This window comes from Paeniglutamicibacter cryotolerans, from assembly GCF_014190875.1.
Taxonomy (GTDB): Bacteria; Actinomycetota; Actinomycetes; order Actinomycetales; family Micrococcaceae; genus Paeniglutamicibacter; species Paeniglutamicibacter cryotolerans.
Map to the genome: position 1 here is coordinate 1,934,489 of NZ_JACHVS010000001.1, position 25,986 is coordinate 1,960,474.

The window sequence follows — 25,986 nt, forward strand, 5'->3', positions numbered from 1 at the left end:
AAGCGTCAGAAACTCCCCTCTGGGGGCAATGACGAAGGACTGATCATGGAACAACCCGGCTCATCAACGCTTCTCGCGCAGGAGCAGACCAAGCATCTGCAGAAATCCCTGGGACGCATGGACATCCTTTTGCTGGTCGTTGCGGCTGTCGTCTCGATCGAGGTCCTGGGCCAGGTCTCCGGCTTCGGAGGGGAGACCTTCACCTGGACGCTCATCCTGGCCGTGACGTTCATGATTCCCTATGGACTGGTCTTCGCCGAGACCGGCGGCACCTTCACCGAGGAAGGCGGCGTGTATGTCTGGACCAAGATGGCCTTCGGGCGTGTCGTTGCCGCCATTGCGGCGCTGTTCACCTGGGTGACGCAGCCGGTCTGGGTCGGCGGGGCCATGGCCTTCGTCGCCGTGGAGACCTGGTCCGAATACGTCCAGCCCGTGGAAGCCGGCGGGGTGGGGGACTACCTCTTCAAGCTCGGGTTCATCTGGATCACCGTCACCTCGGCGGTCATCAGCCTCAAACACGGCAAATGGCTGCCGTCCCTCGGCGCGATCCTCAAGGTCCTGTTCCTCGCCTTCTTCCTGGTCGTCACCGCCGTCTATGGCTTCCAGCATGGCTTCAACGGACTGAACCTCGCGTTCTTCTCACCCACCATGGCCGGCTTCCTGGGCGTCACCCCGTTGCTGCTCTTCTCCTTCCTGGGCTTCGAATCCGGAAACAGCGCCGCCGGCGAAATGAAGAACCCGGCCAAGGACGTCCCGATCTCCATTGCCCGCACCTCCGTCCTTGCCGCGGCCAGCTACCTGCTGCCGATCCTGGCCATCTTGTTGGTGGTCCCGCTGGATGAGATCACCGGCATCGGCGGACTCTTCGGCGCCGTCTCCACCGTTTTTACCGTCTTCGGCTCCGCGGCCGGCCTCATGCTGTCCATCTCCGCCGTGGTGTTCTGCTTCGTGCTGGTCTCCCAGGGCGCGGCATGGATGATCATCAGCGACCGCATGCAGGCCATGGCCGCGGCCGACGGTTCCTTCTATGGCGGGTTCTTCGGCCGCTTCCACCCGAAGCTGGGTACCCCGATCCGCATCAACACCCTCTCCGGCGTCGTGGCCACCCTCTTCATGCTGGCCGCCATGCAGATGACCGGTTCAAGTAGCGCGCTGTTCGGCGTGGTGCTGACCATCTCGATCTCGACCTTCCTGCTCAGCTACCTGATCGCCATTCCCGCGGTGGTCCGGCTGCGCACCAAGTACCCCGCGGTTCCGCGCCCGTTCAAGGTGCCGGTCTCCGACACCGGATTCAAGATCCTCGGTGGCATCTGCTTTGCCTGGATCGCCGTCGGCTCCTGGGTCGCCGTCTTCCCGGGCACGCTCGAGCGGGTCTTCGGCATCGACTACGACTTCGAAGGAACCTGGGGCCTGTCGCAATCCGCCTTCGCCTCGTTTGCCCTCGGAACCCTCGGGAGCATCCTGGTCCTGGGCATCGTGGGCTACATCTTCGGCAAGAAGGTCCGTGAGGAAAAGCAAGACGGTCAGGGTGACGATGCGCCAGCATCGGAGTCTGCTGCAGAATCCGTGACTGTTTAACTCCGGGTGAGGCTGGTCTCGGGAAACTGAAGTCCGGCTGACGGTGCCGCTCGGGGGCCCCGGCATGCACGGAGTCGGTAGGGGCATGACGAACCACGATCAAAGAGTGCCGGAGGTCCTCATGCCCCACAATCAGTGGGGCATGAGGACCTCAGCCGATCTCAACCGCAGCAAATCTGGGGAAGCTCTGGATCGTAATTTCATATGTGCTGTTATCGGCGGTTGGAAGCACCCGGCAATACTGGTCTCTCACAAAAGGGCGGCATGATTTCAGGGACCGTTCAGTCAGATGTGTTGCTTCGGGGTGTACCCCAACACAGCATTTATGTGAACTGAAGCAGGAGGCGGAAGGGGTGGTTGTCATTTTCTCTAACGAGCTTGGCCGAAAGAGGCCGGTCCCGCGCATAGGCACGTCCAGCCACCGTCCTCCGGACCCCTCTGGCAGGACACGCCTGCGCGGAGCGTGCAGGCCACCAACAATCAACACACTTGAGCCGTGCCGCGGGCATAGGATTCTTTTAATTGGCTATCCGTTTGGTGGACCCTTTCGCCACGGCATTTTCTGGGGCGGGAGAGCCAAGGAGTGCGGAGCCACGTGAGATGCAGTCGGCGTGGTGGACGGAAGGAACGTGAACGCCGGGCTGTGTTCCGTGACGTCGCTGGAGGCCGGGACCGGAGCTGGAGAAGTGTTGAGCATGGCCTGGACAAGCCGGTAGAAAATTAGACCCGGGACCTTCGAAGTTCTCCTATTGAATCTGAAAACGAACTCGTCAAGGTAGGCGGCGAGGTGCTCGGGTTGGACACCGCCTTGATGGGTGGTCAGCATCCATCGCTTCGTCAGGGAGATGACCAAATGGACTCCCGGAAGCAACTCATGAGCAGGGGCGCCCGAACCGTGCACGACGTGAACGTCATGTACATACCGGGTGGTAGCAGCGTGATATGCGTTCAAGCCGTCCGTCACGACGGTCGATCCCGATTCAACAGTGGCTGCCAGAAAACCGGATAGCGTAGAAGACTGGGCGTTCGGAATAACCAGCGTCCTGGCCCGTCCCAGTGCCTTACCCCCAGCATGCTCCACGGCAACCGCGACCATCGTTTTGCCTGTGGTCCCGCGGCCTCGGATGCCGCTTCTGGGTCCACCGAAAAACGTCTCATCAACTTCCACGGTGCCGCTCAGGAGGTTCTTCGTCCCGGAGCCCATTCCCTGGCGCAATCGATGCAACATTGTCCAGACCGACTGGTAGCTGCTGATCCCCAAGGTGCGTTGCAGTTCCAGAGCCGAAACACCGGATTTCGACGTTGCCATGCGCCAGATGGCATGAAACCAGACGGTCAGCGGAAGCCTGCTTCCGGCGAAGAGCGTCCCTCCAAGGACGGAAACCCATTTGCGACAGCTGGCACAGCGCCAACGCCCACCAACACTCCACCGTTTTGTTCCCCGGCAATGCGGGCAAACAAAACCGTGGCCTGACCATCTCAACCAATCCAGATAGTCCATGCATGCTCCATCGGTACCGAACTACGCGAGAAAGTCACCGTAGTGCCCCGGGTAGTCCACACCAGCTTCAGGCATGTAACGAGCGTACGTTCAGGGTCCACCAAACGGATAGCCAATTTAGAAAATGACAATCTGTGCACGGCCAATCCCCTGCGGGTCTACGCCGTGGGCAACGATACGAGTGGGTTTCGGTTGGCAGCGACCACGACACCGGGGTCTTCGCGGTGAAAACCATCGGCTACCTGGGCAACACCGCTGGCAGGAACAACCATGCGCACGTAATTCGATTGCCGATCCAGGCCGACGGCAGCAGATCCAACGGTTGGCGTGCCCGCTCCCGGAAGACGGGACTCGCTGTCCTGGCCCGGGAAAACCGTTTGGAGATCTATGGCTCTTCCACGCGACGGAACTTGTCAAATCAAATGAGACATAGTGGTGGTCGTTAATGCGTCGAAGGCTCGGCTCTTTTCGCCGGGTCGTTAATGGCCGCCTTGACCGGTAACGGCGGCGCGGCTGGCCGGCGAGCAAATCGCTCTGGGTGCGCGTGATAGGCCCGGTCCAAGGTGATCTGGCGTCGCTCACGCACCGCGCCAGCGGTGCCGTAATGCACGCTCGCCGGGGTGTGATAACCGATCCCCGAGTGCCGGTGCTCATGGTTGTAGTAGACGGTGAACCCTTCTATCCAGGCCCGTGCCTCGTTCACCGAGGCGAAGCGTTCGGGGTAGTCAGAGGTGTATTTCATTGATTTGAACTGGGCCTCGCTGTAAGGGTTGTCATTGCTCGTGTGGGGCCTGGAGTGGGACCTGGTGATATCCATATCCACCAACATCGATGCCAATGCCTTTGACGTCATCGCCGCCCCTCCGTCGGCATGCAGGTAGCCCGGCGGGTGACCGCCGGTATCGGCGACGATCTCCTGGACGAGGTCCGCGGCCAGCTGCCCATCCTCGATGATTTCGACCCGCCAACCAACGACATAGCGGGAGAAAATATCGAGCACCACGTAGGCGTGATACCAGATTCCCTTGGCCGGACCACGCATTTTCGTGATATCCCACGACCAGACGGAATTGGGTTCGGTGGCCATTAGCTCGGGTATTTTTCGAGGCGGGTGGGTCGCCTGCCGCCTGCGCTCACCACTCATCTTTGCATCCGCCAGGATGCGATACATGCTGCGCTGAGAGCACCAATATCGACCCTCATCTAGTTCGCGGACATAGACCTGGGTTGGTGAAAGGCTCGCGTAGTCCTCGCGGTTGAGCACGGCCAAAACCTCTGCCCGTTCGCCTGGTGAGAGCTCCGCTGGGTGCTGCGCCTTGGGCCAGGGACCGTGCATCCGCGGCTTGGGGCTGGACTGACGGTGATGGGTGGCCCGGGAGCGGCCCACCAGCTTGCAGGCATTCACCACACCCAGATGGGGGATGAGTTCTACTACGGTCTCTGCTTGCCACGATGTGTATTCGGTGCCGGTGATGACGCGTTCTTCGAGCAGAGAGCTTCCAAGAACGCGACCCCTTTTCCCAAGGTGTCCAAAGCGGCATCAGATGAGGCCAGCTGGTCGCGGGTCCGCTCGTGTGAGGCCCGTTCGGCAGCCAGCTCTTTGGTCAGCTGAGCGATCTGAGTCTGCTCGGTTGAGTTCTTCGGCCGGCCCCGGCGTGCCGTCGGTTTCTCGAGCTTGCCCGCCTCAAATGCAGCCCGCCATTCTTGGATATGGGAGTCGTAAAGCCGTTCGCGGCGAAGTATCGCGCCCTTGGATCCGTTCGGTGCCGAGTCGTATTCCTTGACGATTGCCCGTTTGAACTCGGCGGTAAAGGTCCTGCGTGCTGGCCGGTCCGAACGTGGTCCCTGCTCCGGTGACTCTTGGTCCTGGCCGGTGGGTTCTTCCGGTGCGGGTTGCCCGGTCTCGTCTGGTGTGGATGTGGTCATGGTGAAGTTTCCCTCCTGCCTTCAGCCTCTATTCTCGTTCAAGAAGCGGTCTCTAACGAGTCTGGCTGATAGGGCGACGCGGCGTAGCTTGGTGTTATTGCTCCAGACCTTGGCAGTGGATTCAGCCACGCCGAACAAGGAGCAACCATGCCGAACAGGGAGCAGCCATGCTTAGGCATTCATATTATGCCCCCCAACTTGTGTTGCGGAAATCCATGGTGTTTCCTCGGAGCACAATGGCAGTTAGGACATGCGCGGGCGACCAATGCGCGAGGGCCAACAGGCTTGCGGTTGACGGCCCGAGCAACCTTTTCGGCGATGCCGGCTTCGAACCACCGCCGGCGCAACTCATCGACATCCACCTATCCGCGGATGCCTACAACCAGTTCCGGCGCCTCGCCATGATCGCGGCTTGCTGCGCCCTGAATGAGGAGACATCCAATGCTCGATAACGTGGCCATCAAGGTATTGATCATTACCGACCCGGGTGCAGGTAGTGGCACCTATCGGGAAGCGTTGGAGACTCTGCTGGGTGAGCTCACGCAGTTGGAAGTCGTCGTTCGGCGATCAACCGATGCCGACGACGCGACGCTGGCACTTGGTTCGGATGCTTCCTTCGATGCAGTCGTTGTGGATGTCGTCGGCGCGCTCGATGCGGAGACCATCGTTCCTGCCATCCGGCATCGTAATGATCACATCCCGGTGTTTGTCGCCTCGGGGGTACGTGGAGCCGAGGATCTTTCCGCTTCCGTCCTTGCCAGGATCAACCAGTTCATTTACCTGCTCGATGACACTCCCGAATGGATCGCCGGCCGCATCCATGATGCCGCACAGAAGTACCGCAGGGCAGTGTTGCCGCCGATGTTCGAGGCTTTGGTCGACTTTTCCACGACGCATGAATATTCCTGGCACACCCCCGGTCACGAGGGTGGGACGGCGTTTCTCAAGTCGCCGGTGGGTCGCGCCTTTTGGGGATTCTTCGGGCAACAGATGTTCCGCTCCGATCTTTCCGTTTCCGTTGCCGAAGTGGGTTCGCTTCTCGACCATTCCGGGCCGATCGGTCGTGCTGAACGACGGGCAGCCCACGTGTTCGGCGCGGACATGACGTTCTTCGTCACCAACGGCACTTCAACCTCCAACCGGGTGGTGCACCAAGCGTCGGTCACCGCGGGGGAGGTGATGGCACTTGACCGGAATGCACACAAGTCGATGGAGCAGGCAACGACCATCACCCATGGGTTACCGATCTACCTCCGCCCTACGCGCAATCACCTCGGCATCATTGGGCCGATCCCTCCCTCGGAGATGACTGCGCAGGCCATTGCCGAAAAGGTTCGCACTTCTCCGTTGATTTCGGACTCTGAAGCCCGACCGGTCATCGCGATGGTCACCAATTCCACTTATGACGGGTTGCTCTACCACGTTCCGACAGTCGAAGCGACGCTGGGCTCACATATTGATCGTCTGCACTTTGACGAGGCATGGTACGGCTATGCGGCATTCAATCCGATCTACGCCGAGCGGTTCGCACTACACACCGCAGACCGGGCCGCGGATGCCCCAACAACTTTTGCCACACAGTCCACCCACAAATTGTTGGCGGCACTGTCCCAAGCCTCATATGTGCACATCCGCAACGGGCGTCGCCCGATCGATCACGATCTCTTCAACGAGGCATTCATGATGCATGCCTCGACCTCCCCCTTATACGCGATCATCGCCTCCAACGACGTGGCAGCTGCAATGATGGCCGGCAGTGGCGGCCTTGCCCTGACCGCTGAATCGATAGCCGAGGCGGTAGCCTTTCGTAGGACGTTGGCGAGGGTGGCCGCCGAGGAAGGTCCTGGCGGCTGGATGCCGCGTCCCTGGCAGCCCGAAACGGTTCTCGGAGCTGATGGCATTGTGCGATTATTCCATGATGCCGACGAGCAGCAATTGATCACTCGGCCAGAGCCATGGCTGCTTCGCGAGAATGACGCATGGCATGGCTTTCAGTTGCCCGATGCCTATGCGATGCTCGACCCGATCAAGGTCACCGTAACGACACCGGGCCTGGCCAACGACGGGACGCCTGAACAGTTCGGCGTGCCCGCAGCGATCCTTAGCGCCTATCTCGACGAGCAGGCCTCGATCGTGGTGGAGAAGACCCAGGATTACTCGGTGCTATTCCTGTTCTCGATCGGCGTCACGCGCGGTAAATGGGGAACCTTGCTGAGCACACTACTGCAGTTCAAGCACGACGTAGACGCGAACAAGCGCTTGGAAGAAGTCCTGCCGGCGCTTTATAGCAGCAATTCCCGACGCTATGCGCGTATGGGGCTGCGCGACCTCGCCGGGCAGATGCACACCGCCATGTCGGAGAATCGACAGTTGGCAGCACTGCACGAAGCCTTCGCAACCCTGCCAACTCCGGTGTTGTCCCCGGCGGACGCATACGCCCGGCTGGTCCACGGTGAAACCGATCGCATCAAGATCGATGATCTCGCCTCCCACACCTTGGCAGTGGGGATCGTGCCCTATCCGCCGGGCATTCCACTGATGATGCCCGGCGAGGAGTCCGGCAGCAGTTCTGGGCCATTGGTCAGCTATCTCAAGGCACTACAAGGATTCGACCGTCAGTTCCCCGGGTTCGAGCACGAGATCCACGGTATCGACCATGTCGACGGTGCATACGTCACTCATGTCATCAGGACCGATCATGTCTGAAACCAGCGGAAACCCACAGCACCCGCGCGGCGCGCGACGTCAGCAGGGCAGTTCCGGCAGCGGCGCACAAGCCGCTGCCCAGAAAAAGGGACGGACGGCAAAGCGGGTAGTAACGCTCGGTGTCTTCGCCCTGGCCATGATCGAGGTCAACGCCGTCCTCACCGTACGGAACTTCCCGTCGATGGCCGAACTCGGTTGGCACAGCATTGGCTGGTATATCCTTGGATTGCTCCTCTTCTTCCTCCCGCTATCCCTGGTCGGTGCCGAACTGGCGACGGGTTGGCCGAAAGGCGGTGGCGTATACGCTTGGGTCCGTGAGGCCTTCGGCGAGAAGCCAGGATTCATCGCCATCTGGTCGGATTGGGCGGAGAACCTTGTCTGGTTCCCCACTGTGCTTGCGTTCATTTCCTCGACTCTGGCGTTCGCACTGTTCCCGTCGGTAGCCGACAACCGATGGCTGATGTTGGTCATCATGCTCGGCGTCTTCTGGCTGGTGACCTTGGCCAACTTCTTCGGGGACCGATTCAGCAGCCTGATCAGCAGCATCGGCGCTGTTGTCGGTGTGATCATCCCCACTGGATTGCTGATTGTCCTCGTGTTTGTGTTCGTCTTCTCAGGACAGCCTTCGGCCATCAGCTTCAGTGCAGCCGACATGCTCCCCAACTTCACCGCGGGGTCCCTCCCGTTCGTCGCAACCATCGTGCTGCTGTTCGCCGGCATGGAAATGGCAGGCTTCCATGCCCTGGAGACAAAGAATCCAGCCCGTGACTATCCGAGGGCGATCCTGCTTTCCGGGGTCATCATCTTCGGCCTGACCGTGCTTGGCACGATGGCCGTTGCCATCACCGTGCCGGCCACGGAACTTTCCCTCGCTGCCGGGGTGATTCAGGCCATCGCGGCAATGGTCCAGTCCGTGGGCGTGCCCTGGCTCACCATCCCCATCGCGCTGATGATTGTCGTCGGCGCGATCGCCCAGCTGAGCACCTATCTGGTCGGGCCCGCCAAAGCGATGGGAGTCGCCGCGGCTCAAGGGAACCTTCCTCCAAGCTGGCGCGAACACAACCACCGGGGGTCCCCTGTTGCGGTACTCCTGATCCAAGCGGTGATCTCGTCCGCAATTGCCCTGCTGTTCGTTCTTATCCCCTCGGTGAACACGGCCTACTGGATTCTGACCGCGCTCACCACTCAGGGGCTCATAGTGATGTACCTGCTGATGTTTGCCGCCGCCATCAAGCTGCGGTACAGCCAGCCTGACACGGCCCGCCCCTACCGCATCCCCGGTGGCAAACCCGTGATCTGGATCGTCTCCGGCGTCGCCCTCGTGGCGCTTGGTTTCGCCTTCGTGATTGGGCTCTTTCCCCCCAGCAACACCAACGCCCCGACTTGGCTCTACTTCATCCTGATGTTGGCAGCTTCGCTGCTTCTGACCGTCGGGGCGCCATTCATCTTCTGGAAATTCAAAAAACCATCCTGGCGTGCCAGTAACGCTGAGGCCTATCTAACCTCCGAGCAACTTCCTGATGAGCCTGGTGACGAAAGGCATTTTCAGCGTCCGTGACTACTTTGCTTCTGGATCCGGGTGGACGCACGACAAGTTCTTCTAGTACTACAGCCGCGTTTATTTCCGGTGTCATCGGCGGCATGACCGGACTCCAGCTCGGAAACCTGTTAACCATGAACGGTGAGCGATGATATTTGGGTGGCGGAAATACATGAACGGGCCCAGGGCCTTCAGGAAATCAGGGAGCTGATCGACGGCGAGTTCGCGCGCACCGAACCGCGGAACAACGCGATCAGCTACATCCGCGGTCTGCTCTCGGACGAGGAACGCAAGAACTCCTGGACCCTGTCCGAACGCGCCGGACGCGGGACCCCCGACGGGATGCAACGCCTGCTCTAGAGCACCGACTGGGACCCCGACGCGGTGCGCGACGCCCTGTTCGGCTACGTGAAACAACACCTGGGCGACCCGTCGGGGATCCTGGCGATCGACGAGACCGGCTTCCTGAAAAAGGGCACGGCTTCGGCCGGGGTCGCCCCTCAATACTCCGGCACCGCGGGCCGGGTGGAAAACTGCCAGATCGGCGTGTTCCTCACCTACGCAACCGATGCCGGGCGCACCTTCTAAGGATCGGGAGCTCTACCTGCCCAAGGCCTGGGCCGAGGACCCCGAACGCCGCCAGCGCGCCGGAATCCCCGAGGAACGGGCGATGGCCACCAAACCGGTGCTCGCCGCCCAGATGATCGAACGCGCCCTGGATGCCGGCATCGAAGCAGCCTGGACCGCCGGTGACGCCGTCTATGGCCAACACACCGGACTGCGCCGCCGACTGGAAGCCCGCGGCATGCACTACGTCATGGCCGTGCCCATGAACCAGCGCGCCATCATCTCGGTTCCCGGGCAGCTGCTGGGGACCGAGGGACGGGCCGATGAACTGTTCGCGGCCCTGAACGGGCGCGCCTGGCGCACCCGCACCGCCGGGGCCGGCACCAAGGGGAACCGGCTCTACGCCTGGGCGCGGATCCGCATCGACGGACCGGCCATCACCGGCGAGCACTGGCTGCTGGGACGCCGCTCCCTGAAGGACCCGACGGACCTGGCCTACTTCATCTGCCACACTCCCGAGGATGTCACCCTGATCGAGTTGGCCCCGGTTGCCGGAGCCCGCTGGGCCATCGAGGAAACGTTCCAGACTTCCAAGGGCGAAACCGGGCTGGATCACTACCAGATACGCCAATACACCGGCTGGTACCGGCATATCACCCTGTCGATGTTCCCCCACGCGTTCCTGATTGTCATCCGCTCTAAAAAGGGAGCCCGGAGCCGGGTTCCGAGCAACTGGTAAGACTTTCCCGGCCCGAGATCAGGCGCCTGATCGCCCTGATTGCCGGGCCCCGGGAATCGGACCCGGCCCACGTGATCCGCTACTCGATCTGGCGTCGAAAACACCCATACCGGGCCCCGTACTGTCATTACAAGGCGCGGGGCCACATGCTACAAACGCGACTGTAGTAAATAGGTCAAAGAAGGCACCATGACGATGGCCAGTCCAGCGGCAATGAACAATGACTGGTGCTCTTCTTTTCCCTTCAACCTCGGAACCTGTCCATGTCCCATCTCATGGAGCATGGTGTAGAGCTTGGAGACAGCGAAAGGGCTGGCCACCATGCCCGAAAGTGTGGCGATCACGATTGATCCGGGCCAGGCAGGTCCGTGGTTCGAGGGGCGTGGTTCTGGTGCCTGGTGTGGTGGTCCATGGGGTGGCCGTCGTTGGAGTGGTCCTCGCCGGTTTGATCGTGTCCTGAGTCGGGTGAGCCACCCATCATTTTGAGCATGTTGCCGGAGTCGCTGCGGAAGAACACCACGAGCAATGCCAACCCGATGAGGATGAAAGCGATGTTGAGCCAGGTGGTGTAGTTCCAGCTGATGCCAGCGTCGATGATCGAGAGGTGTCGGTTGCTGGGGACCAGATGCAGGGGCGTGAAGATCAACTCGATGACGTAACCGGCGAGCACCATCGCCGCATAAAATATCGCAGTGATGCGCAGTGCCGCCTTCGTGCCGTAGTACTTCCGATAGATGAGGATGATCGGGATGATAATCAGGTCAGCGAAAATGAAGCTGATGACCCCGCCGAAGCTGATACCTCCATTCCACAGGACTGCGGCCAGGGGCACGTTTCCCACCGAGCAGACAAAACTGATGACCGCGATGAGCGGTCCGATCAGGGGACCGAGAATGAACGCCAGAGTTGGGTCGTTGACGAAAAAGATCGCTTGCAGCCAGGGTTTGGGAACCCACGCTGCAAACGCTCCGGCAATGAGCAACCCCAACAGGATGTCGCGGAGCACTGCCGCCCAATCCATCACAAAGTACCGCGACACCGACGTGATGCCGGCGCGGGAGAACAGCCTCTTCCAAAAGCTCCCTTCCGTAGTGACGGACATGTCCATCGCTGCGTGGCCCTCCATGGAGCCAGCCACACCCTTCTCGGCCTGGTCCCGGGCGGCCTCCACGATCTTCCCGCGCATCCACATCCGGAATCCGAGAGCGACGAACACGATGATAAACGGGCCGCCGACGAACTCCGCCAGGGTGAACTGCCAGCCCATCACGAACGCCAGGATAAGCCCGAGCTCGAGCACCAGGTTCGTGGAGGCGATCTCGAACGCCATCGCGGCAGTGAAGTTGGCGCCCTTACGAATCAACGCCCTTGCGAGGGCGACGGCCGCGTAGGAGCACGACGAGGACGCAGCGCCGAGGCCAGCTGCGATCGATAGGGAGCGGGGGGAGTCATCGTTCATGAGAGCAACGATTCGTTCCTTGCGAACAATCGCTTGAATCACACCTGACAGGGTGAATCCGAGCACGAGTGGCCAGAGGATCTGCCAAGCCATTGAACCCGCGATGGCGAGAGCCTGGCCGACAGCTTCCAGAATGAACATGTTCATCCTCCTTCACGGTCTATGTAAAGTGTCCACCTGTTGGGGGTATTTGTGGGGAGGAATGTTTCGAAAGATCAACCAGGGGCGACGTGAACTCGACCGACTTGTGCGCATTCGGACAGGGCCTGAGTGGTCATACTGATTTGAGACAGGCATTCGTAGGAGAATGACTGCATGTCCAAGCGTCAAAAATTCACTCCGGAGTTCCGCGCAGAAGCAGTGGAGCTCTACCTTTCCTCCGAGAAATCCCTGAGCGAGGTCTCCACCTCCCTGGGCATCAACGAGGGAACGCTGGGCAACTGGGTCCGGTCCTACCGTCAAAAGCACCCGGAGCCCGAAACCCAGGACCGGGGTCCGGTCGATTGGGCCCACCACGAGAAACTGCAGAAGGAGCTGGCGGAGGTGAAACGGGAGAACGAGTTTTTAAAAGCTGTCGGCGCCTACTTCGCGGCAGAACGCAAGAAGTAGGCGCGGTCTTCGGGTTCATCAAAGCCCACCGGGACCAGTTTCCCGTGGACTGGATGTGCCACCGCCTGGCAGTCTCCCGCGCCTCGTTCTACCGCTGGCTTAACCCGCCGGCCGAGCTGACTCCCACGGCGGTGCTGCGGGCCGAACGCAAGGAACTGGTCCATGCCGTGTTCACCGAGGCCGCGGGCATGGCCGGGGCCGGACAGATCGTAGAACTGCTGCGCAACGAACACGACCACCTGGTGGCCAAGGCGACGGTGCTCTCGATGATGAAGGAGCAGGGGCTTCAAGCCAAGCGGCTGAAGGCCTCCAAGACGACCACGACCCGGGACGCCGATGCCAGGACCGCTCATATCAAGAACCACATGCTCGACAAGGCCGGGCGCCGGGACTTCCGTTCCCCCGCTCCTGGCGCCAAGCTGGTCGGAGGACATCACGTATTTGCGCACCGGTGAGGGGTGGCTCTATTTGGCCACCGTCATCGACCTGCACACCCGCATGATCGTGGGCTGGTCCATGGCCCAGACCATGCAGACGCAACTGGTCATCGATGCCATGGAAATGGCCCGGGCCAGGGGTTTCATCCGGCAGAAAACTGTGTTCAACTCAGATCGTGGATCGCAGTACACCTCCACCGCTTTCCAGGACTGGTGCAAGGCCGCAGGGGTCCGCCAGTCCATGGGAAAAACCGGTTAATGTTGGGATAATGCCGTGGCAGAATCGGCATTTTCCTCGTTGAAGAACGAGATGTACCACCACCGGGCCTTCACCCATCGGACCACTGCGCGTACCGCAGTGGTGGAATACATCGAGACTTGGTACAACCGCCGCCGGCCTCATACTCACAACGGCGGGATTAGTCCGTTAGCCAAGTTCGAGCAGTACCAGGAAGCTCAGATTGTGGCCCTCGCGGCCTGAAACCCAGAAGATCCATCAAACAATCTGTCTCAAAAACTTGACCAGCTCATTCCCTGGCTGTCTTTGGGTCCTTGCGTGCCTGCTCCATGAATTCGGAAAGTACCCATCCGTTAGCCTCAGCATGACTCTCTGCAGCTGCGGGCGCTTTTGATTCCATCTCTCCATCATGCCTGAACCCGTGATCGAACTATCCGACCAAGTCAGATTCCGGATGGCCCGTTACTACTTGAACAACACGTCCGAGGCGAACGGCCACATCTTATGGCGCGCCTAGTAGGCAGGGCAGGGCCCTTGCAGCTTCAACACCTTGAATAACCAGAGGCTTCTGGCGATCCTGCTACGACAGGCTTGCCCCGCCATACCGCTCAGCCATAGTGCTGCTTGAGGTGATGATGTGGAAGCGGCAATCGTAGAAAAAACAGGGAGGAAACACTTCCTAGCCCGGCGAGCTTCCGTGAGGTCTCGTGGGCCTGCTGGGCTGTGAGCCGGGGGCGTTGCCCGGGCAGTTGAAAACCGGAGATGAACGGTTCATGGTGAGCCGCACGGTCGCGCACCACGTGGACAATAGTCACGGTTTCCAGGCTCCAGGTCCTGGTGAAATGGGCACCCAAGGCGGCGGCCAGTACCTTAACGCCGGGGAACGCCTTGAGCAGCACTGTGCGGCACTGGCTCTCGTAATCGGTAGAGAATCGCCGGGGCTCGCGCCCCTGCTATCCCGAAGCGCGGATGAGTTATGAAAGCAGTCGGATGTCCTGCCCGGGCCGGCGCCCGGACCCCGGCCTGCCAGCTCGAATAACCCGTGCCCGGTCCCGTAGAACCCGGCTGCGGCACGCCGTGTAGGCGTACCCATGGATCCTGCGTGCCGACCATCACCGTTACGTAGTGCTTGTCTGGTTTCTGTCGACGACAACCAAGGCCAGCTATATCGTTAGGGATACGGTCCACCCGGCAGGAACTGGCGGCGTCTCGCATTAAGCTGGAACCATGACCCAGCTCGAGCCGGAGCTTCCCGGCGACTATTCCGACGCCCTGACCACCCTGAAAACCCTCGTGCGGGAAGCCCAGCACCGTGCGCAGCGTGTCGTGAACACCGCCATGATCGAGCTGTACTGGAACATCGGGCGCACGATCCTGGAGCGGCAGATAGACCAGCCGTGGGGGAGCAAGGTCATGGACCGGGTGGCACAGGACCTGCGCACGGAATTTCCGCACATGAAGGGATTCTCCCGGACCAATGTGTACAACATGCGTGCCTTCGCCACGGCCTGGAGCGGTGAGGAACCAATTGTCCAGACACCGTCTGGACAATTGAGTTGGAGCCATAACGTCGCGCTCCTGAACAAGCTCGATAACCAGGAGCTGCGTCGATGGTACGCCTCACGGGCCGTGCAGCATGGGTGGTCGGTAGCGGTCCTAGAACACCAGATCCGCACCTCGCTGCACACTCGTGCCGGTGCGGCACCCAATAACCTCGAGGTACGGTTGCCGGGTGAAGGTACTGATCTGGCGCGGGAGGTCGCCAAGGACCCGTTGGTCCTGGACTTCCTGGGGCTTACAGAGGACGCCCAGGAACATGCCATGGAGGAAGCCATGACGCTGCGCATGGCCCAGACCTTGGCCGAGTTCGGTGAAGGCTTCGCCTTCGTGGGGCGTCAGTACCACCTCGACGTTGATGGGGATAGCTTTTTTGTCGACCTGCTCCTGTACCACGTGCCGTCGGACCGGTATGTGGTGGTGGAGTTGAAGGCCGGCAAGTTTAAGCCAGCGCATTTGGGTCAGTTGAACTTCTATGTTGCGGCCATCAACGACATGCTCCGGCTGCCCCGGCAAGCCCCGACCGTTGGGATCCTCGTCTGTGGGTCCAAGAGCGAACGCACCGTCCGCTACGCCCTGGATGGTTCAACCCAGCCGTTGGCCGTGACGTCCTACACCTACGAGGCACTTCCCGTCGATGAGAAGGCTACGCTGCCGTCCCCGGACGCCATCATGGCAGCCCTTGAACACGATCCGGGGGATGACCCGGAGGCCTGATACGGTGACCGCGCGCACCATCCACCGATGCGGCATACGCGAGCCCAGCGAGCCGCAGGCCATACCACTGAGTCTTATTCAGCGGATTCTGCAATAGGATCATTTCCCGATTTCATATGTGCGGTTATCGGCGGTTTAAGGCGACGCGCGAGGTGGAATCGATCGGCCAACGCCTCAACTGACGGTGAGTAGGCCTCCTGCGAGGACCCTCCGGTCCAACCCGGTCCAGGGTGAAATCATCAAGGGCAGCGCGTGGAGGTAACTAAACAGGAGTGCTCAGCGCACGAGGTTCTCACCCTCGCCGACGACGACGTCGTCGATCGCGGGAAAGCACGCGTCTGGTCTGGCGAATGGATGCGACCCCCATTTTGCGCTGGCGCCGGAACCCCGGAAGGTCTAGGGGTTTGTCTCGTTCCAGTGACCCATGGGAGGTTGCCAAGCTCAATATCCCCAAGATTCTCAGTATCAGGACTGCTTCGATTGGTCCGATTGATGATACGTAGCCATGGGCAATGGTATTTCTGAGGTTCCACCCCTCGGCCATCAGTACGCTTCGAATCGTTCGGCTCCACCCAATTTCAAAACCCTCTTCATCAAGCTTGGCCAGGTAGGTTTCCAGACTGGGGAAACGGCCTCGGATGTCGCCAGCGGGAGCTCGGTAAACCGGCAATCCAAGAAATTGTGAAAGTTCTCGAGCCACTCTTTCGATCTGGAACATCGTGACAGTACCTACATGCTGAAAGTCCTCGTCCCAGAATGCTTGGATGCCTTCTCCAAGAACCAGGGCATTTTCGGGAGGAATGTTCATCTCTGAACTGAAGAAAGCCGCCATGTCGATGTGGGCCAGGTCTGGGAATTGATCGCGTAGCCGCATGAGCCCCGCCGCTGCAACTCCACCTTGAGCCTGAAGCGCAAATGACTCGACCCTCCCCAGATCGGCAGCTAAGGCTTGCTCTTCGGTCGTCCTGATGCTTTCAGGTAGCTGGTGTATCCCTACTCTTACATTCGTAAATGTATTTCGAATAGGGGAGTTGGCCATTAGCCTTTGGGCAGACTGCATATTTTTGGCATGATCCCCGGTCGGCGCGGGGAGCAGAAGAAATCGGTGCAGAGAGGCTTTCCAGTCGTCCCTGACGAATATTTTCTGGATCTCCCTCTCGATGATTCCGCGAGGGATAGAAATCTTTGATTCCACTTTCTGCCAGTCCATTGAGCCCTTGGGAACGTCTTGCAAGCTTCGAATGGATTCATCATGCAGGTCTTTCAACTCGTAGGCTTTTGCCAGCTGGGCTGCCTTTAGAAAGTGATGTTGTTTGGCGACTCCATCAGCAGCTATTTGGCCCAGCATCAGTTGGTGCAGGACGTGTTTGGACTGTACGGAATATCGGTCTTCGTCGTTGCGAGCCAGCGCGAGTCGTTCCGGCACCGCGTACTCGGCAAACTCCGACTGCTCGAACTTTGACCAAAGCCGACCAAGCAACTGCTGCCACCGAAGGCCCTGGGCGCCGTTGGCCGCAGGCAGGGTGAATTCACCCTGCCTGGGCGCCGTTGGCCGCAGGCAGGGTGAATTCACCCTTTAGGGCCTGCACAAGTCGCAGGAAGACGTGGTGAACCACACCCGCGGTATCGATGCATCGTTCGATCTCATCCAAGACGGCAGCATGAAGCGGTTCGACCAAGCCAGTAATCCTGAACTGTTGCACCACCGACAATGCCCGCATTGCCAAGTTGTATCGATCGCTCCTGTCCCAATCAGACTGGAGGGCCAGGATGGCCGACTCGACTAAAGATGATGCCCTGGCAGGAACATGCCCGTACTTGGATGACAGAAGCAGGTCGGCCAATCGGGCCTTGGGTGCCCCGTCGTCCAAGGAATTGTATAAAGCCTCCCAGGTTTGTTGCACAGGTTCAGGAGTTTTTTGCAGATTGGGTGGCCAGGGATCCTCGCCCCGATACTCAGACTCAAGACTCACCCGAATTCGCGCTCGGTTCCATGTAATCGAGGGAATGTAGGAGAACGCCTCCCCAAGAAGTTTCAGGGCTTGGGGTTCCTTGGTTTGGCCAGTCATGAAGCGTTCCGAAAGTTCATAACCTAGATCCCGGAATGAGGTTTGCCCGCATTCCTTGATTAAGGCGGAGAGAATCTGGACGTCCTTCTCGGAATACACCAGCTCGAATTCTTCTAAGTTGTCTTCCGCCATAGTCGGGCTATCGTTCACGACTGCTCATTCCATTTCATAGGTATTCGATGCTTCTAGCGTTGGGGGCAGTAGCGACTGGATTCAGCGAGCTCCTTTGACCACGTTCTGGGTGGAGCAAATTTGGTGGCGAAGATCAGGGCAAGAAAGCTAGCGGCCAGCAGTGGTAACGCTCGTTGCTTCCCTAGGTGCGTGGGTCGGTAGTCGTTTGACCAACGGCACCACCCACGAAGGAATACCGGCCCGGCCCGGCCGCCGCAGGGTCACACCACGGAGAAAAAGGCCTCCGGGCGCATCCGCCCTTCCCCGGGGCCCTCAAACCGGACCAGTGGGTTCTGGCGCGCAGCGCCAGGGCCCACCTCCGACCCTGGCTATCCGGCACCCTGGGCCCGGAACGCATGCAACTTGAGCAGGTTATGCCCTGCCGCCAACAACTTCCACTCCGCCTGCGCGTTCTGAAGTCCGCGCAACAACAAGTGCTTACCCTGACGGGTTTTGATCTGCCCGAACACCGGTTCCACGATGACCTTCCGGCGCGAGTAGACCTTCTTGCCGGGCTTGGTCTTCAGCTTCCGGGCCATCCGCTCACCCAAGGTGGCGTTGGCCGGGATCCGGCCCCGCGGGGACTCCGGGATCGGGGTGGAGTGCTTCACCCGGGCGGTGGAGATGAAGAACCCGGTCCCATGCTCCGCCTCCATCCGCCCCGCCTCCACCAGGTTCGCCTTCGAGCAGTACCCGGTATCGGCGCTCAACGTTTTGGGCATCATGCCCAGGTTTTCCTGGACCCGCTCGACCATGGGGACCAGCTGTCCGTAATCGTTGGCCCCTTGGCCCAACTCGGCGGCAACAATGACCTGATGCCCGGCGTCCACCACCGCCTGCGCGTTATAGCAATAGTGATAGGACCCGTCGGCGGTCTTCATGATCCGCGCTTGGGGATCCGTGAAATTCCGTTGCGCCGTGGGCCTCGGTTCCGATTCCCGGGCCGCGGTGTCACCGGCACCGGTGATCTCATCATCGTCATCCCCGCGCTTGGCGGCCTTCTCTTCGGCTTCTACCCGTGCCTTGTCCGCGGCCTCCTGCTCCAAGGAAGCCCGCGCGGCGGCCATGGCCTTGGACCGGGCCTGCCGGTTGGCCAGTTCCACCGGCAGCTCGTCCCCGCGCTTACCGGGACCGAACTTCGCATCCTCGGACTCGTCCACGGTCTTGGCCTCCGCCATCAGATCGCTGATCTCCTGGGCCAGGACCTTCTGCTTTTCGGTCAGCCGCGCGTAGGACATCGCCTTGTGCCGAGAGGCGTTGGCCCGCAGCTTCGTTCCGTCCAGCGCGACCATCCCGAGTTTGACCATGCCCGCGGCCCGGCAGAGTTCTAGCGCCTGCAGGAACACGTTGGCCAAGGCGGCCAGGTGGCGTTGGCGGAAGCGGCCGATGGATCGGAAATCCGGGGCCTGTTGGGCAGCCAGCCAGCGCAACGCCACCACGTCCGTGCATGCGCGCTCCAGCTGGCGGGAGGAGCGGACCCCGGTGCAGTAGCCGTAGAGCACGATGCGCAGCATCAGCCGTGGGTCGTACGGCGGCTGGCCCTTGGCCTTTTTGTGGGAGGCGTAGAACCGGGTCAGGTCCAGCTCGTTCTCGACCAGTTCGGCGATGAACCGGGCCAGGTGCCCCTCGGGCAGCCACTCCTCCAGGGAGGGTGGCACCAGCATCACCGCATCGGGTTCAAAGGCCCTGAACCGCTTCCGCTCCCCGCCGTTGGCATCCATCAGCCCGTCATCAACGGGCTCGAGGCGCTCCACCAGGGATGCGTCGAACAAGCCGTCCTGCGGGATGGAAGAAGAAGGGGAGTTCATACCCCTCATTCTTCCAGCGACCCCTTTGCGGCCCTGGTTAATTCCTCGGCGTTTTAAGAATCATTTGAGCCCGGCACCCGACTACCGACCCACGCACCTAGAGGGATGCATCTAGCGGGATTGGATTCCGTGCAGTGCCAGCGCCGCTTGGTAGGGAGGAAGGTTTACTGCGATGCCTTGCGCCCGAGACACCTGGGCCACGTCGTCGTCGAGACCAATGTCCCGGCGGCGCATCCAAAAGGCGTAGCAATGGCCGTGGCCGGCTCCGGCGCTGCCGTGCTTGGACGGGAACCGGATGCCCAGGGGATAGGACCCATCGTCGAGCACCTGCTCGCGCAGGTGCGCGGCCAGCAGCGTGGTGCTCCGGCGGTCTCCTCCGGTGACTTCGGACAGGGTCAGGGATTCGGGTAGCACGCCGTCATCGTAGAGGTCATGCCCGATAGCGTCGTTCAGGATTTTGAGCGTTGCCGCATGGGCGATGTCGATCCACCAGCCCGCACCGAACTCCAGGGTGTAGAGCAAGCGGCCCTCGCGCCAGTTCGCCGGAATCCATCCCGGGACCATGCTGGAATTGGCTGACCATTCCTCCTCAACGATCCGGCGCATCTCCTCAAGGGGCAACCCCATGAACTTGGCGGTCTTGGCCAAATACGTGCGGTGGCCGTGGGTCATCCGGGCCCAGGAAAGCCCCTCGATGAAGGCGCTCTCGGGATCGGCCGCGGCATAAAGCGTCCTGCCCGGGGTGTCGAAGCGGTACCAGTTGGCGCGATCCTCGTCCAAGGATCCGCGTTCCTGCGGGTTCAAGGGTCCGTAGGATTCCTTGGCCACCCGGTAGGCAGTGAGCGGACTCTCGATGAGGGCCAGCCCCGTTTCCTGGCAAATGCGGCTCAACCGGAGAACCCGTCCTCGACCATGGCCGTGGCGGCCGCGGCGACTTCCTTGAAACGGTCCTCACGGATCGCATCAAGGGGGGAGTCGTGCTCCAGCCAAGGGTTGGAACCGATGAACCACATGCGGGCCACGTGCTCGCCCTCGGCCTCGGCCACCAGGCTCCACTGGGTGTAGGCGAATTGGAGGCGCTTGACCGCGGCCGGCTTGGGGGTCGGTCCGTCCTGTTGGGCCCAACCGTAGCTGATCTTGCGGTCCTTGCTTCCGGCCAGGGCGGCGACGAGGGTCGCGCCCAGGGCGGCATTCAGCCGGCGGACGACCTCGCGGATCCCCAGCCGGGCCGTGCGCGCATGGGCCGCCCCGGTGATCGTGGCAATGCTCATGGGAGTAACCCTTTCCCGCGTGTCCGTATGGTCCGCTTGGCTGCGGCCATGCCTCAACAATACCCTGCATGGACACTAAAGTGTCCGTATGGAGACTAAAAATGGACAAAAAATCTACCAATTTCGGCATTGGGTTGCGCATTCGGCTGGCGGTTCCGCGGCTTCCGGGCGGAGGCGAACCTACCTTGAGCGGTGCGTTCACCAGGTCTTCGGCCCCGGTGGGGGAAGATATACCAATGGGTTCTTCATCTTTCGGCCAAGTCCTTGACCAGCTGTACTTTTCCGCCACCGACGAGCGGGACAAGGGCACGAAGTTCGAGCGGTTCATGAAGCGTTACCTGGAGCTGGAGCCGATGTATGCCGACCAGTTCTCCCAGGTCTGGCTATGGGACGAGTGGCCCGAGCGCAATGGGCAGGTCGACACCGGCATCGACCTGGTCGCCCGGGACCGGTACACCGGGGAACTGACCGCGATCCAGTGCAAGTTCTACGACCCCGCCCGGACCCTGGACAAGAAGCAGATCGACTCCTTCTTCACCGCCGCCGGCAAAACCGACTTCGCCTACGGCATGGTGGTCTCCACCACCGACAAATGGTCCAAGCACGCCGAAAGCGCGCTGGAGGACCAGTCCAAGCCCATGACCCGGCTGCGGCTGGCCGACCTGGCGGATTCGACGATCGACTGGTCCGAGTTCGACCTGGACCGTCCCGAAGACATGGTGCAGCTGGACCGCAAGGAACCGCGCAAGTACCAGCGCGAAGCCATCGACGACGTCGTCACCGGGTTCCAGGACGGCGACCGCGGCAAGCTGATCATGGCCTGTGGCACCGGCAAGACCTACACCTCGCTGAAGATCGTGGAGGAAATGGTCCCCGTGGGCGGGTCCGCCCTGTTCCTGGTGCCCTCCATCGCGCTGCTGCAGCAGACCCTCAACGAGTGGAGCGCCCAAGCCACCGTCGCCCTGCGTCCCCTGGCGGTGTGCTCGGACACCAAGGTCGGCCGGCGCGAACACGAAGACGTATCGGTGCATGACCTGGCGTTCCCGGCGACCACCGATCCGCAGAAGCTCTTCTACCGGGCCAGCATCAGCACCGGGACCGAGACGGTCACCGTGGTGTTCTCCACCTACCAGTCCATCGACGTCATTGCCCAGGCCCAGGGGCTCGGTTTGCCCGAGTTCGACCTGATCCTGTGCGACGAGGCGCACCGCACCACCGGCATCACCGAGGCCACCCACGATGACTCGGCCTTCGTCCGGGTCCACGACCAGGGGTATTTGAAGGCCAAAAAGCGCCTGTACATGACCGCGACCCCGCGGATCTATGTCCAGGAATCCAAGGCGACGGCCGCGGAGAACGACGTGGCCGTGTACTCCATGGACGATGAGGCCGTGTTCGGCCCCGAGTTCCACCACCTGGGATTCGGCAAGGCCGTGGAAATGGGCCACCTCGCCGACTACAAGGTCCTGGTGCTGGCAGTGAACGAGGAAGCTGTCTCCCGCTCCTTCCAGGGCCTGTTCGAGGAGAACGGGGACCTGTCCCTGGATGACGCCGCCCGGATCGTGGGCTGCTGGAACGGGCTTTCCAAGCGAGGGATCAACGGGGAACGCCTTTCCATCGGGGACAGCTCGCCAATGAACCGGGCGGTCGCGTTCGCGCGGAACATCAAGGAATCCAAGAAGCTTGCCGAGCAATTCGAACTCATCGGACGCCAGCTGCTGGTCGAGGACGAGCAGGCGCTGAAGCTGGAGGCAGAGCACGTCGATGGCACCTTCAATGTGCTGGAGCGCTCGGCGAAGCTCGCCTGGCTGCAGGAACCAGACACCACCAACACCTGCCGGATCCTGTCCAACGCCAAGTGCCTGACCGAGGGCGTGGATGTCCCGTCCCTGGATGCGGTGCTGTTCCTGAATCCGCGCAACTCCCAGGTCGACGTGGTCCAGGCCGTGGGCCGGGTCATGCGCAAGACCGAGGGCAAGGAATACGGGTACATCATCCTGCCCATCGCCGTGCCGGCGACGTCGGATCCGGAAACCGCGCTGAACGACAACAAGAAGTACAAGGTCGTCTGGGACGTGCTCCAGGCGCTGCGCGCCCACGATGATCGGTTCGAGGCGATGATCAACAAGCTGGACCTGAACGGGAATTCCAATGGGAAGATCGATGTCATCACCGTCGCGGACCCCTTCGGTGCCGGTGCCGGCGACGGCCCCGGCGAGGAGGACGGCAGCAAGAAGGCCGACGGGCAGGTCACCGAGGCGCTGTTCCACATGGCCAACGCCGACGAGTGGCGCAACGCGATCTTCGCCCGCATGGTCCGCAAGGTCGGGGACCGCCGCTACTGGGAACAGTGGGCCGAAGACGTCAAGGGCATCGCCGACCGGCACATCATCCGCATCCGCACCATCCTGGAGGGCCCCGATGCGCGGGTCCGCGACGAATTCGCCGTCTTCCTCGACGGGCTGCGCGGGAACCTGAACGCCTCGATCACCGAGAGCGACGCGATCGACATGCTCTCCCAGCACCTGATCACCAAACCGGTGTTCGAGGCATTGTTCGAGGACTACTCCTTCGCAGCGCACAACCCGGTCTCCCAGGTCATGGACTCCATGGTGCAGGTCCTGGAGCAATACAACCTGGACTCCGAGGTGCAGAACCTCGAGGAGTTCTACCGCTCGGTGCGGGTACGCGCCGAGGGCGTGGAAACCGCCGAGGGCAAGCAGAAGATCATTACCGAACTCTACGAGAAGTTCTTCAAGCTCGCCTTCCCCCGCACCGCCGAATCCCTGGGCATCGTCTACACCCCGGTGGAAGTCGTGGACTTCATCCTGCGCGCCGTCAACGACGTGCTGAAAAAGGAATTCGGGGTCTCGATCTCCGACGAGGGCGTGCACGTGCTGGACCCCTTCACCGGCACCGGAACCTTCATCGTGCGCCTGCTGCAATCCGGGCTCATCAAGCCCGAGGACCTGCTGCGCAAGTACACCCACGAACTCCACGCCAACGAACTGCTGCTTATGGCCTACTACATTGCCGCGATCAACATCGAGGCCACCGTCCACGGGCTGCTGCGCGACCACGCCATCGCGGCCGGGACGGATCCCGACGCAGTCGGGTATGCGCCCTTTGACGGGATCGTGCTCACCGATACGTTCCAGATGACCGAGGACGGGGACACCCTTGATGAGCACGTGTTCACCAACAACAACGCACGCGTCACCCGGCAGAACAACCTGGATATCAGGGTCATCATCGGCAACCCGCCGTACTCCGTGGGCCAGAGCAGCGGCAACGACAACAACGCGAATCTCAAGTACCCGACCCTGGACGAATCCATCCGCACCACCTATGCGGAACGCTCCACAGGACGATTGAAGACCTCCCTCTACGACTCTTACATCCGCGCCATCCGCTGGGCCTCCAACCGTGTCCTGAACTCAAACCATGGCGGAGTGGTGTGCTACGTATCCAACGGCGGCTATATCGACGGGAACACCGCCGACGGACTGCGCAAGACCCTCACCGACGAATTCCACGAAATCTACATCTACAACCTGCGCGGGAACCAACGCACCGCCGGGGAACAGAGCCGCAGGGAAGGCGGCAAGATCTTTGACGCCGGCAGCCGTGCCACCGTGGCTGTCATGCTCCTGGTCAAGCGCCCCGGGAAGGTCGACGCATGCCGGCTGAACTACCGGGACATCGGCGATTACCTGGACCGCAAGGAAAAACTGGCCATCATCGGTGGATCTACGCTGGGAAACATCCCCTGGGAACAGGTTACCCCGAACGCCGAGGGCGACTGGATCAACCAACGCAACGACCTCTTCGAGACCTTCACGCCCCTTGGTGCCAAGGATTCCAATGATCCCGCCATCTTCCAAACCTACTCGGGAGGACTCAAGAGCAATCGCGACGTTTGGGTATACAACTCCTCCCAGGAGAAACTGCGGCACAACGTCGAGTCCATGGTCGACTTCTACAACAGCGAAGTCGATCGCTATGCCGATGCAGGAGCAGGACTAGCGGTGGATGGATTCGTTAATAGGGACCCGATGAAGTTCAGCTGGGACCGCGCGGATCGGCAACGGCTTCCTCGGGGAACCAAATACACCGTGGATAGAGATCGTGTATTCGTTTCCGCTTACAGGCCCTTCACCAAGCAGCACGTCCAATTTGAGCGACACCTCAACAACACGGTATATCGACTCCCCGTCATCTTCCCCAAGACAGACACAGACAATGTCGGTTTCTATATTGTTGGCGGTGGGAGCGACAAACCATTCTCGACGTTGATGGTTGATGCGATACCGGACCTTTCATTTTGGGGATCCGGACAAGGCCAGTTCTTCCCTCGTTTCACCTATTCCCAAGTAACCGAAGGCAACGATCTGTTTGCTGAGCTGGAAGCTTCCTCGTCCCATGCCGGTCCACAGCGCATCGACAACATCACTGACGCATCGTTCGTCGACTACTGCAGGGTCTACGGGCCCGAAGTCTCCAAGGACGATATCTTCTACTACGTCTATGGACTCCTAAACTCGGCAGAATACCGCGGCAGGTTCGGGGCAGATCTGAAGAAGATACTCCCTCGCATCCCCAAGGTCTCCGACGAAGCTCGGTTTCGGGCATTCGCTGATGCCGGCCGTCAGCTCGCCGGATTGCACATCGGCTACGAAGACGCCGAGCCATACCCGCTGGTTGAAACCGATACCGGATTGACGCCCCAGGACAACGATTACGCCAAGTATTCCGTGAAGAAGATGAAATACGGCGGCAAAGCGGGGGCCTGGGACAAGACCCGGATCATCTACAACGGGCACATCACCCTCGACGGCATCCCGATCGAAGCCCACCAGTACATGCTGGGCTCCCGATCGGCCATCGACTGGATCCTGGAACGCTACCAAGTCAAGACGGACAAAGCCTCGGGGATCGTGAACGATCCCAACGACTGGTCCCGGGAACACCAGCATCCCCGCTATATCCTTGATCTCATTGGACGGATCGTAGCCGTGAGCATGGAAACGAATCGCATCGTCAACGCCTTGCCGTCACTGGGGCTGGATGAAAAGGGGAAGCAGTTGTGAGTG

Annotated in this window: 16 protein-coding genes and 3 pseudogenes; 8 read left to right on the forward strand and 11 right to left on the reverse strand. The window is 61.0% G+C overall.

The features are described from left to right. Window positions 1-45: 45 nt before the first annotated feature. The gene (locus tag E9229_RS09045) at window positions 46-1,578 is read left to right on the forward strand and encodes an APC family permease (RefSeq protein ID WP_183510882.1); all 1,533 of its coding nucleotides are present in this window, start codon (window positions 46-48) and stop codon (window positions 1,576-1,578) included. Between the two features lie 526 nt (window positions 1,579-2,104). Here E9229_RS09045 and E9229_RS09050 read toward each other — a convergent pair. Both E9229_RS09050 and E9229_RS19665 read right to left on the reverse strand, forming a co-directional pair. Then, window positions 2,105-2,917: an IS1595 family transposase gene (locus E9229_RS09050; RefSeq protein ID WP_281369571.1), complete on the reverse strand. Its 813-nt coding sequence runs from the start codon at window positions 2,915-2,917 to the stop codon at window positions 2,105-2,107. A gap of 60 nt (window positions 2,918-2,977) precedes the next feature. Further along, window positions 2,978-3,085, reverse strand: a pseudogene (locus E9229_RS19665) (transposase); the annotation flags it as partial. Between the two features lie 128 nt (window positions 3,086-3,213). Here E9229_RS19665 and E9229_RS20060 point away from each other — a divergent pair. Next, window positions 3,214-3,525, forward strand: coding sequence for an ISAzo13-like element transposase-related protein (locus tag E9229_RS20060; RefSeq protein ID WP_183510883.1), 312 nt, complete (start codon window positions 3,214-3,216; stop codon window positions 3,523-3,525). On the opposite strand, the gene E9229_RS09060 is transcribed toward E9229_RS20060, so the two are convergent. After that, the gene (locus E9229_RS09060) at window positions 3,522-4,487 is read right to left on the reverse strand and encodes an IS3 family transposase (protein ID WP_312855589.1); all 966 of its coding nucleotides are present in this window, start codon (window positions 4,485-4,487) and stop codon (window positions 3,522-3,524) included. The genes E9229_RS20060 and E9229_RS09060 overlap by 4 nt on opposite strands. A gap of 23 nt (window positions 4,488-4,510) precedes the next feature. Continuing rightward, window positions 4,511-5,005 (reverse strand): transposase, encoded by a 495-nt coding sequence (locus E9229_RS19005; RefSeq protein ID WP_221184359.1) that lies wholly within the window; start codon window positions 5,003-5,005, stop codon window positions 4,511-4,513. 441 nt (window positions 5,006-5,446) lie between these two features. Here E9229_RS19005 and E9229_RS09070 point away from each other — a divergent pair, with 441 nt between their 5' ends. From E9229_RS09070 to E9229_RS09080, 3 genes and pseudogenes are all read left to right on the forward strand, one after another. Next, entirely contained in the window at window positions 5,447-7,711 is a 2,265-nt protein-coding gene (locus E9229_RS09070; protein WP_183510885.1) for an Orn/Lys/Arg family decarboxylase, read from the forward strand. Further along, window positions 7,704-9,269 carry an amino acid permease gene (locus E9229_RS09075; RefSeq protein ID WP_183510886.1) on the forward strand — a complete coding sequence of 522 codons (1,566 nt, stop codon included), beginning with the start codon at window positions 7,704-7,706 and terminating at the stop codon, window positions 9,267-9,269. The genes E9229_RS09070 and E9229_RS09075 overlap by 8 nt, the downstream gene beginning before the upstream one ends. A 141-nt stretch (window positions 9,270-9,410) precedes the next feature. Continuing rightward, window positions 9,411-10,557: pseudogene (locus tag E9229_RS09080) on the forward strand (IS701 family transposase). 149 nt (window positions 10,558-10,706) lie between these two features. On the opposite strand, the gene E9229_RS09085 reads toward E9229_RS09080, so the two are convergent. Both E9229_RS09085 and E9229_RS09090 read right to left on the reverse strand, forming a co-directional pair. After that, entirely contained in the window at window positions 10,707-10,901 is a 195-nt protein-coding gene (locus tag E9229_RS09085; RefSeq protein WP_183510887.1) for a hypothetical protein, read from the reverse strand. Beyond that, window positions 10,898-12,157: a permease gene (locus tag E9229_RS09090; protein WP_221184416.1), complete on the reverse strand. Its 1,260-nt coding sequence runs from the start codon at window positions 12,155-12,157 to the stop codon at window positions 10,898-10,900. The genes E9229_RS09085 and E9229_RS09090 overlap by 4 nt, the downstream gene beginning before the upstream one ends. 174 nt (window positions 12,158-12,331) lie before the next feature. Here E9229_RS09090 and E9229_RS09095 point away from each other — a divergent pair. Both E9229_RS09095 and E9229_RS09100 read left to right on the forward strand, forming a co-directional pair. Then, window positions 12,332-13,543, forward strand: a pseudogene (locus tag E9229_RS09095) (IS3 family transposase). Between the two features lie 984 nt (window positions 13,544-14,527). Beyond that, on the forward strand, window positions 14,528-15,574 hold the full coding sequence (locus tag E9229_RS09100; protein WP_183510889.1) for a PDDEXK nuclease domain-containing protein: 1,047 nt from the start codon (window positions 14,528-14,530) through the stop codon (window positions 15,572-15,574). Between the two features lie 292 nt (window positions 15,575-15,866). On the opposite strand, the gene E9229_RS09105 is transcribed toward E9229_RS09100, so the two are convergent. The 5 genes from E9229_RS09105 to E9229_RS09125 form a co-directional block, all read right to left on the reverse strand. Beyond that, window positions 15,867-17,147, reverse strand: a complete 1,281-nt coding sequence (locus E9229_RS09105) for a hypothetical protein (protein WP_183510890.1) — start codon at window positions 17,145-17,147, stop codon at window positions 15,867-15,869. After that, complete coding sequence (locus tag E9229_RS09110) at window positions 17,104-17,793, reverse strand: hypothetical protein (protein ID WP_183510891.1); 690 nt, start codon at window positions 17,791-17,793, stop codon at window positions 17,104-17,106. Before E9229_RS09110 ends, E9229_RS09105 begins: the two co-directional genes overlap by 44 nt. 350 nt (window positions 17,794-18,143) lie before the next feature. Next, window positions 18,144-19,535 carry an IS1182 family transposase gene (locus E9229_RS09115; RefSeq protein WP_246380652.1) on the reverse strand — a complete coding sequence of 464 codons (1,392 nt, stop codon included), beginning with the start codon at window positions 19,533-19,535 and terminating at the stop codon, window positions 18,144-18,146. Window positions 19,536-19,733: 198 nt separating this feature from the next. Next, window positions 19,734-20,513, reverse strand: a complete 780-nt coding sequence (locus E9229_RS09120) for an RES domain-containing protein (RefSeq protein WP_183510893.1) — start codon at window positions 20,511-20,513, stop codon at window positions 19,734-19,736. Then, window positions 20,510-20,893: a hypothetical protein gene (locus tag E9229_RS09125; RefSeq protein ID WP_183510894.1), complete on the reverse strand. Its 384-nt coding sequence runs from the start codon at window positions 20,891-20,893 to the stop codon at window positions 20,510-20,512. Before E9229_RS09125 ends, E9229_RS09120 begins: the two co-directional genes overlap by 4 nt. A 236-nt stretch (window positions 20,894-21,129) precedes the next feature. On the opposite strand from E9229_RS09125, the gene E9229_RS09130 reads away from it, so the two are divergent. Beyond that, complete coding sequence (locus E9229_RS09130; RefSeq protein WP_183510895.1) at window positions 21,130-25,983, forward strand: DEAD/DEAH box helicase; 4,854 nt, start codon at window positions 21,130-21,132, stop codon at window positions 25,981-25,983. The last annotated feature ends 3 nt before the right edge of the window (window positions 25,984-25,986 follow it).

Coding starts and splice junctions, on each gene's coding strand:
- E9229_RS09130 (WP_183510895.1), top strand. CDS start 21,130: ATGGGTTCTTCATCTTTCGGCCAAGTCCTTGACCAGCTGTACTTTTCC.
- E9229_RS09070 (WP_183510885.1), top strand. CDS start 5,447: ATGCTCGATAACGTGGCCATCAAGGTATTGATCATTACCGACCCGGGT.
- E9229_RS09125 (WP_183510894.1), bottom strand. CDS start 20,893: ATGAGCATTGCCACGATCACCGGGGCGGCCCATGCGCGCACGGCCCGG.
- E9229_RS09090 (WP_221184416.1), bottom strand. CDS start 12,157: ATGTTCATTCTGGAAGCTGTCGGCCAGGCTCTCGCCATCGCGGGTTCA.
- E9229_RS19005 (WP_221184359.1), bottom strand. CDS start 5,005: ATGACCACATCCACACCAGACGAGACCGGGCAACCCGCACCGGAAGAA.
- E9229_RS09045 (WP_183510882.1), top strand. CDS start 46: ATGGAACAACCCGGCTCATCAACGCTTCTCGCGCAGGAGCAGACCAAG.
- E9229_RS09100 (WP_183510889.1), top strand. CDS start 14,528: ATGACCCAGCTCGAGCCGGAGCTTCCCGGCGACTATTCCGACGCCCTG.
- E9229_RS09115 (WP_246380652.1), bottom strand. CDS start 19,535: ATGGATGCCAACGGCGGGGAGCGGAAGCGGTTCAGGGCCTTTGAACCC.
- E9229_RS09075 (WP_183510886.1), top strand. CDS start 7,704: ATGTCTGAAACCAGCGGAAACCCACAGCACCCGCGCGGCGCGCGACGT.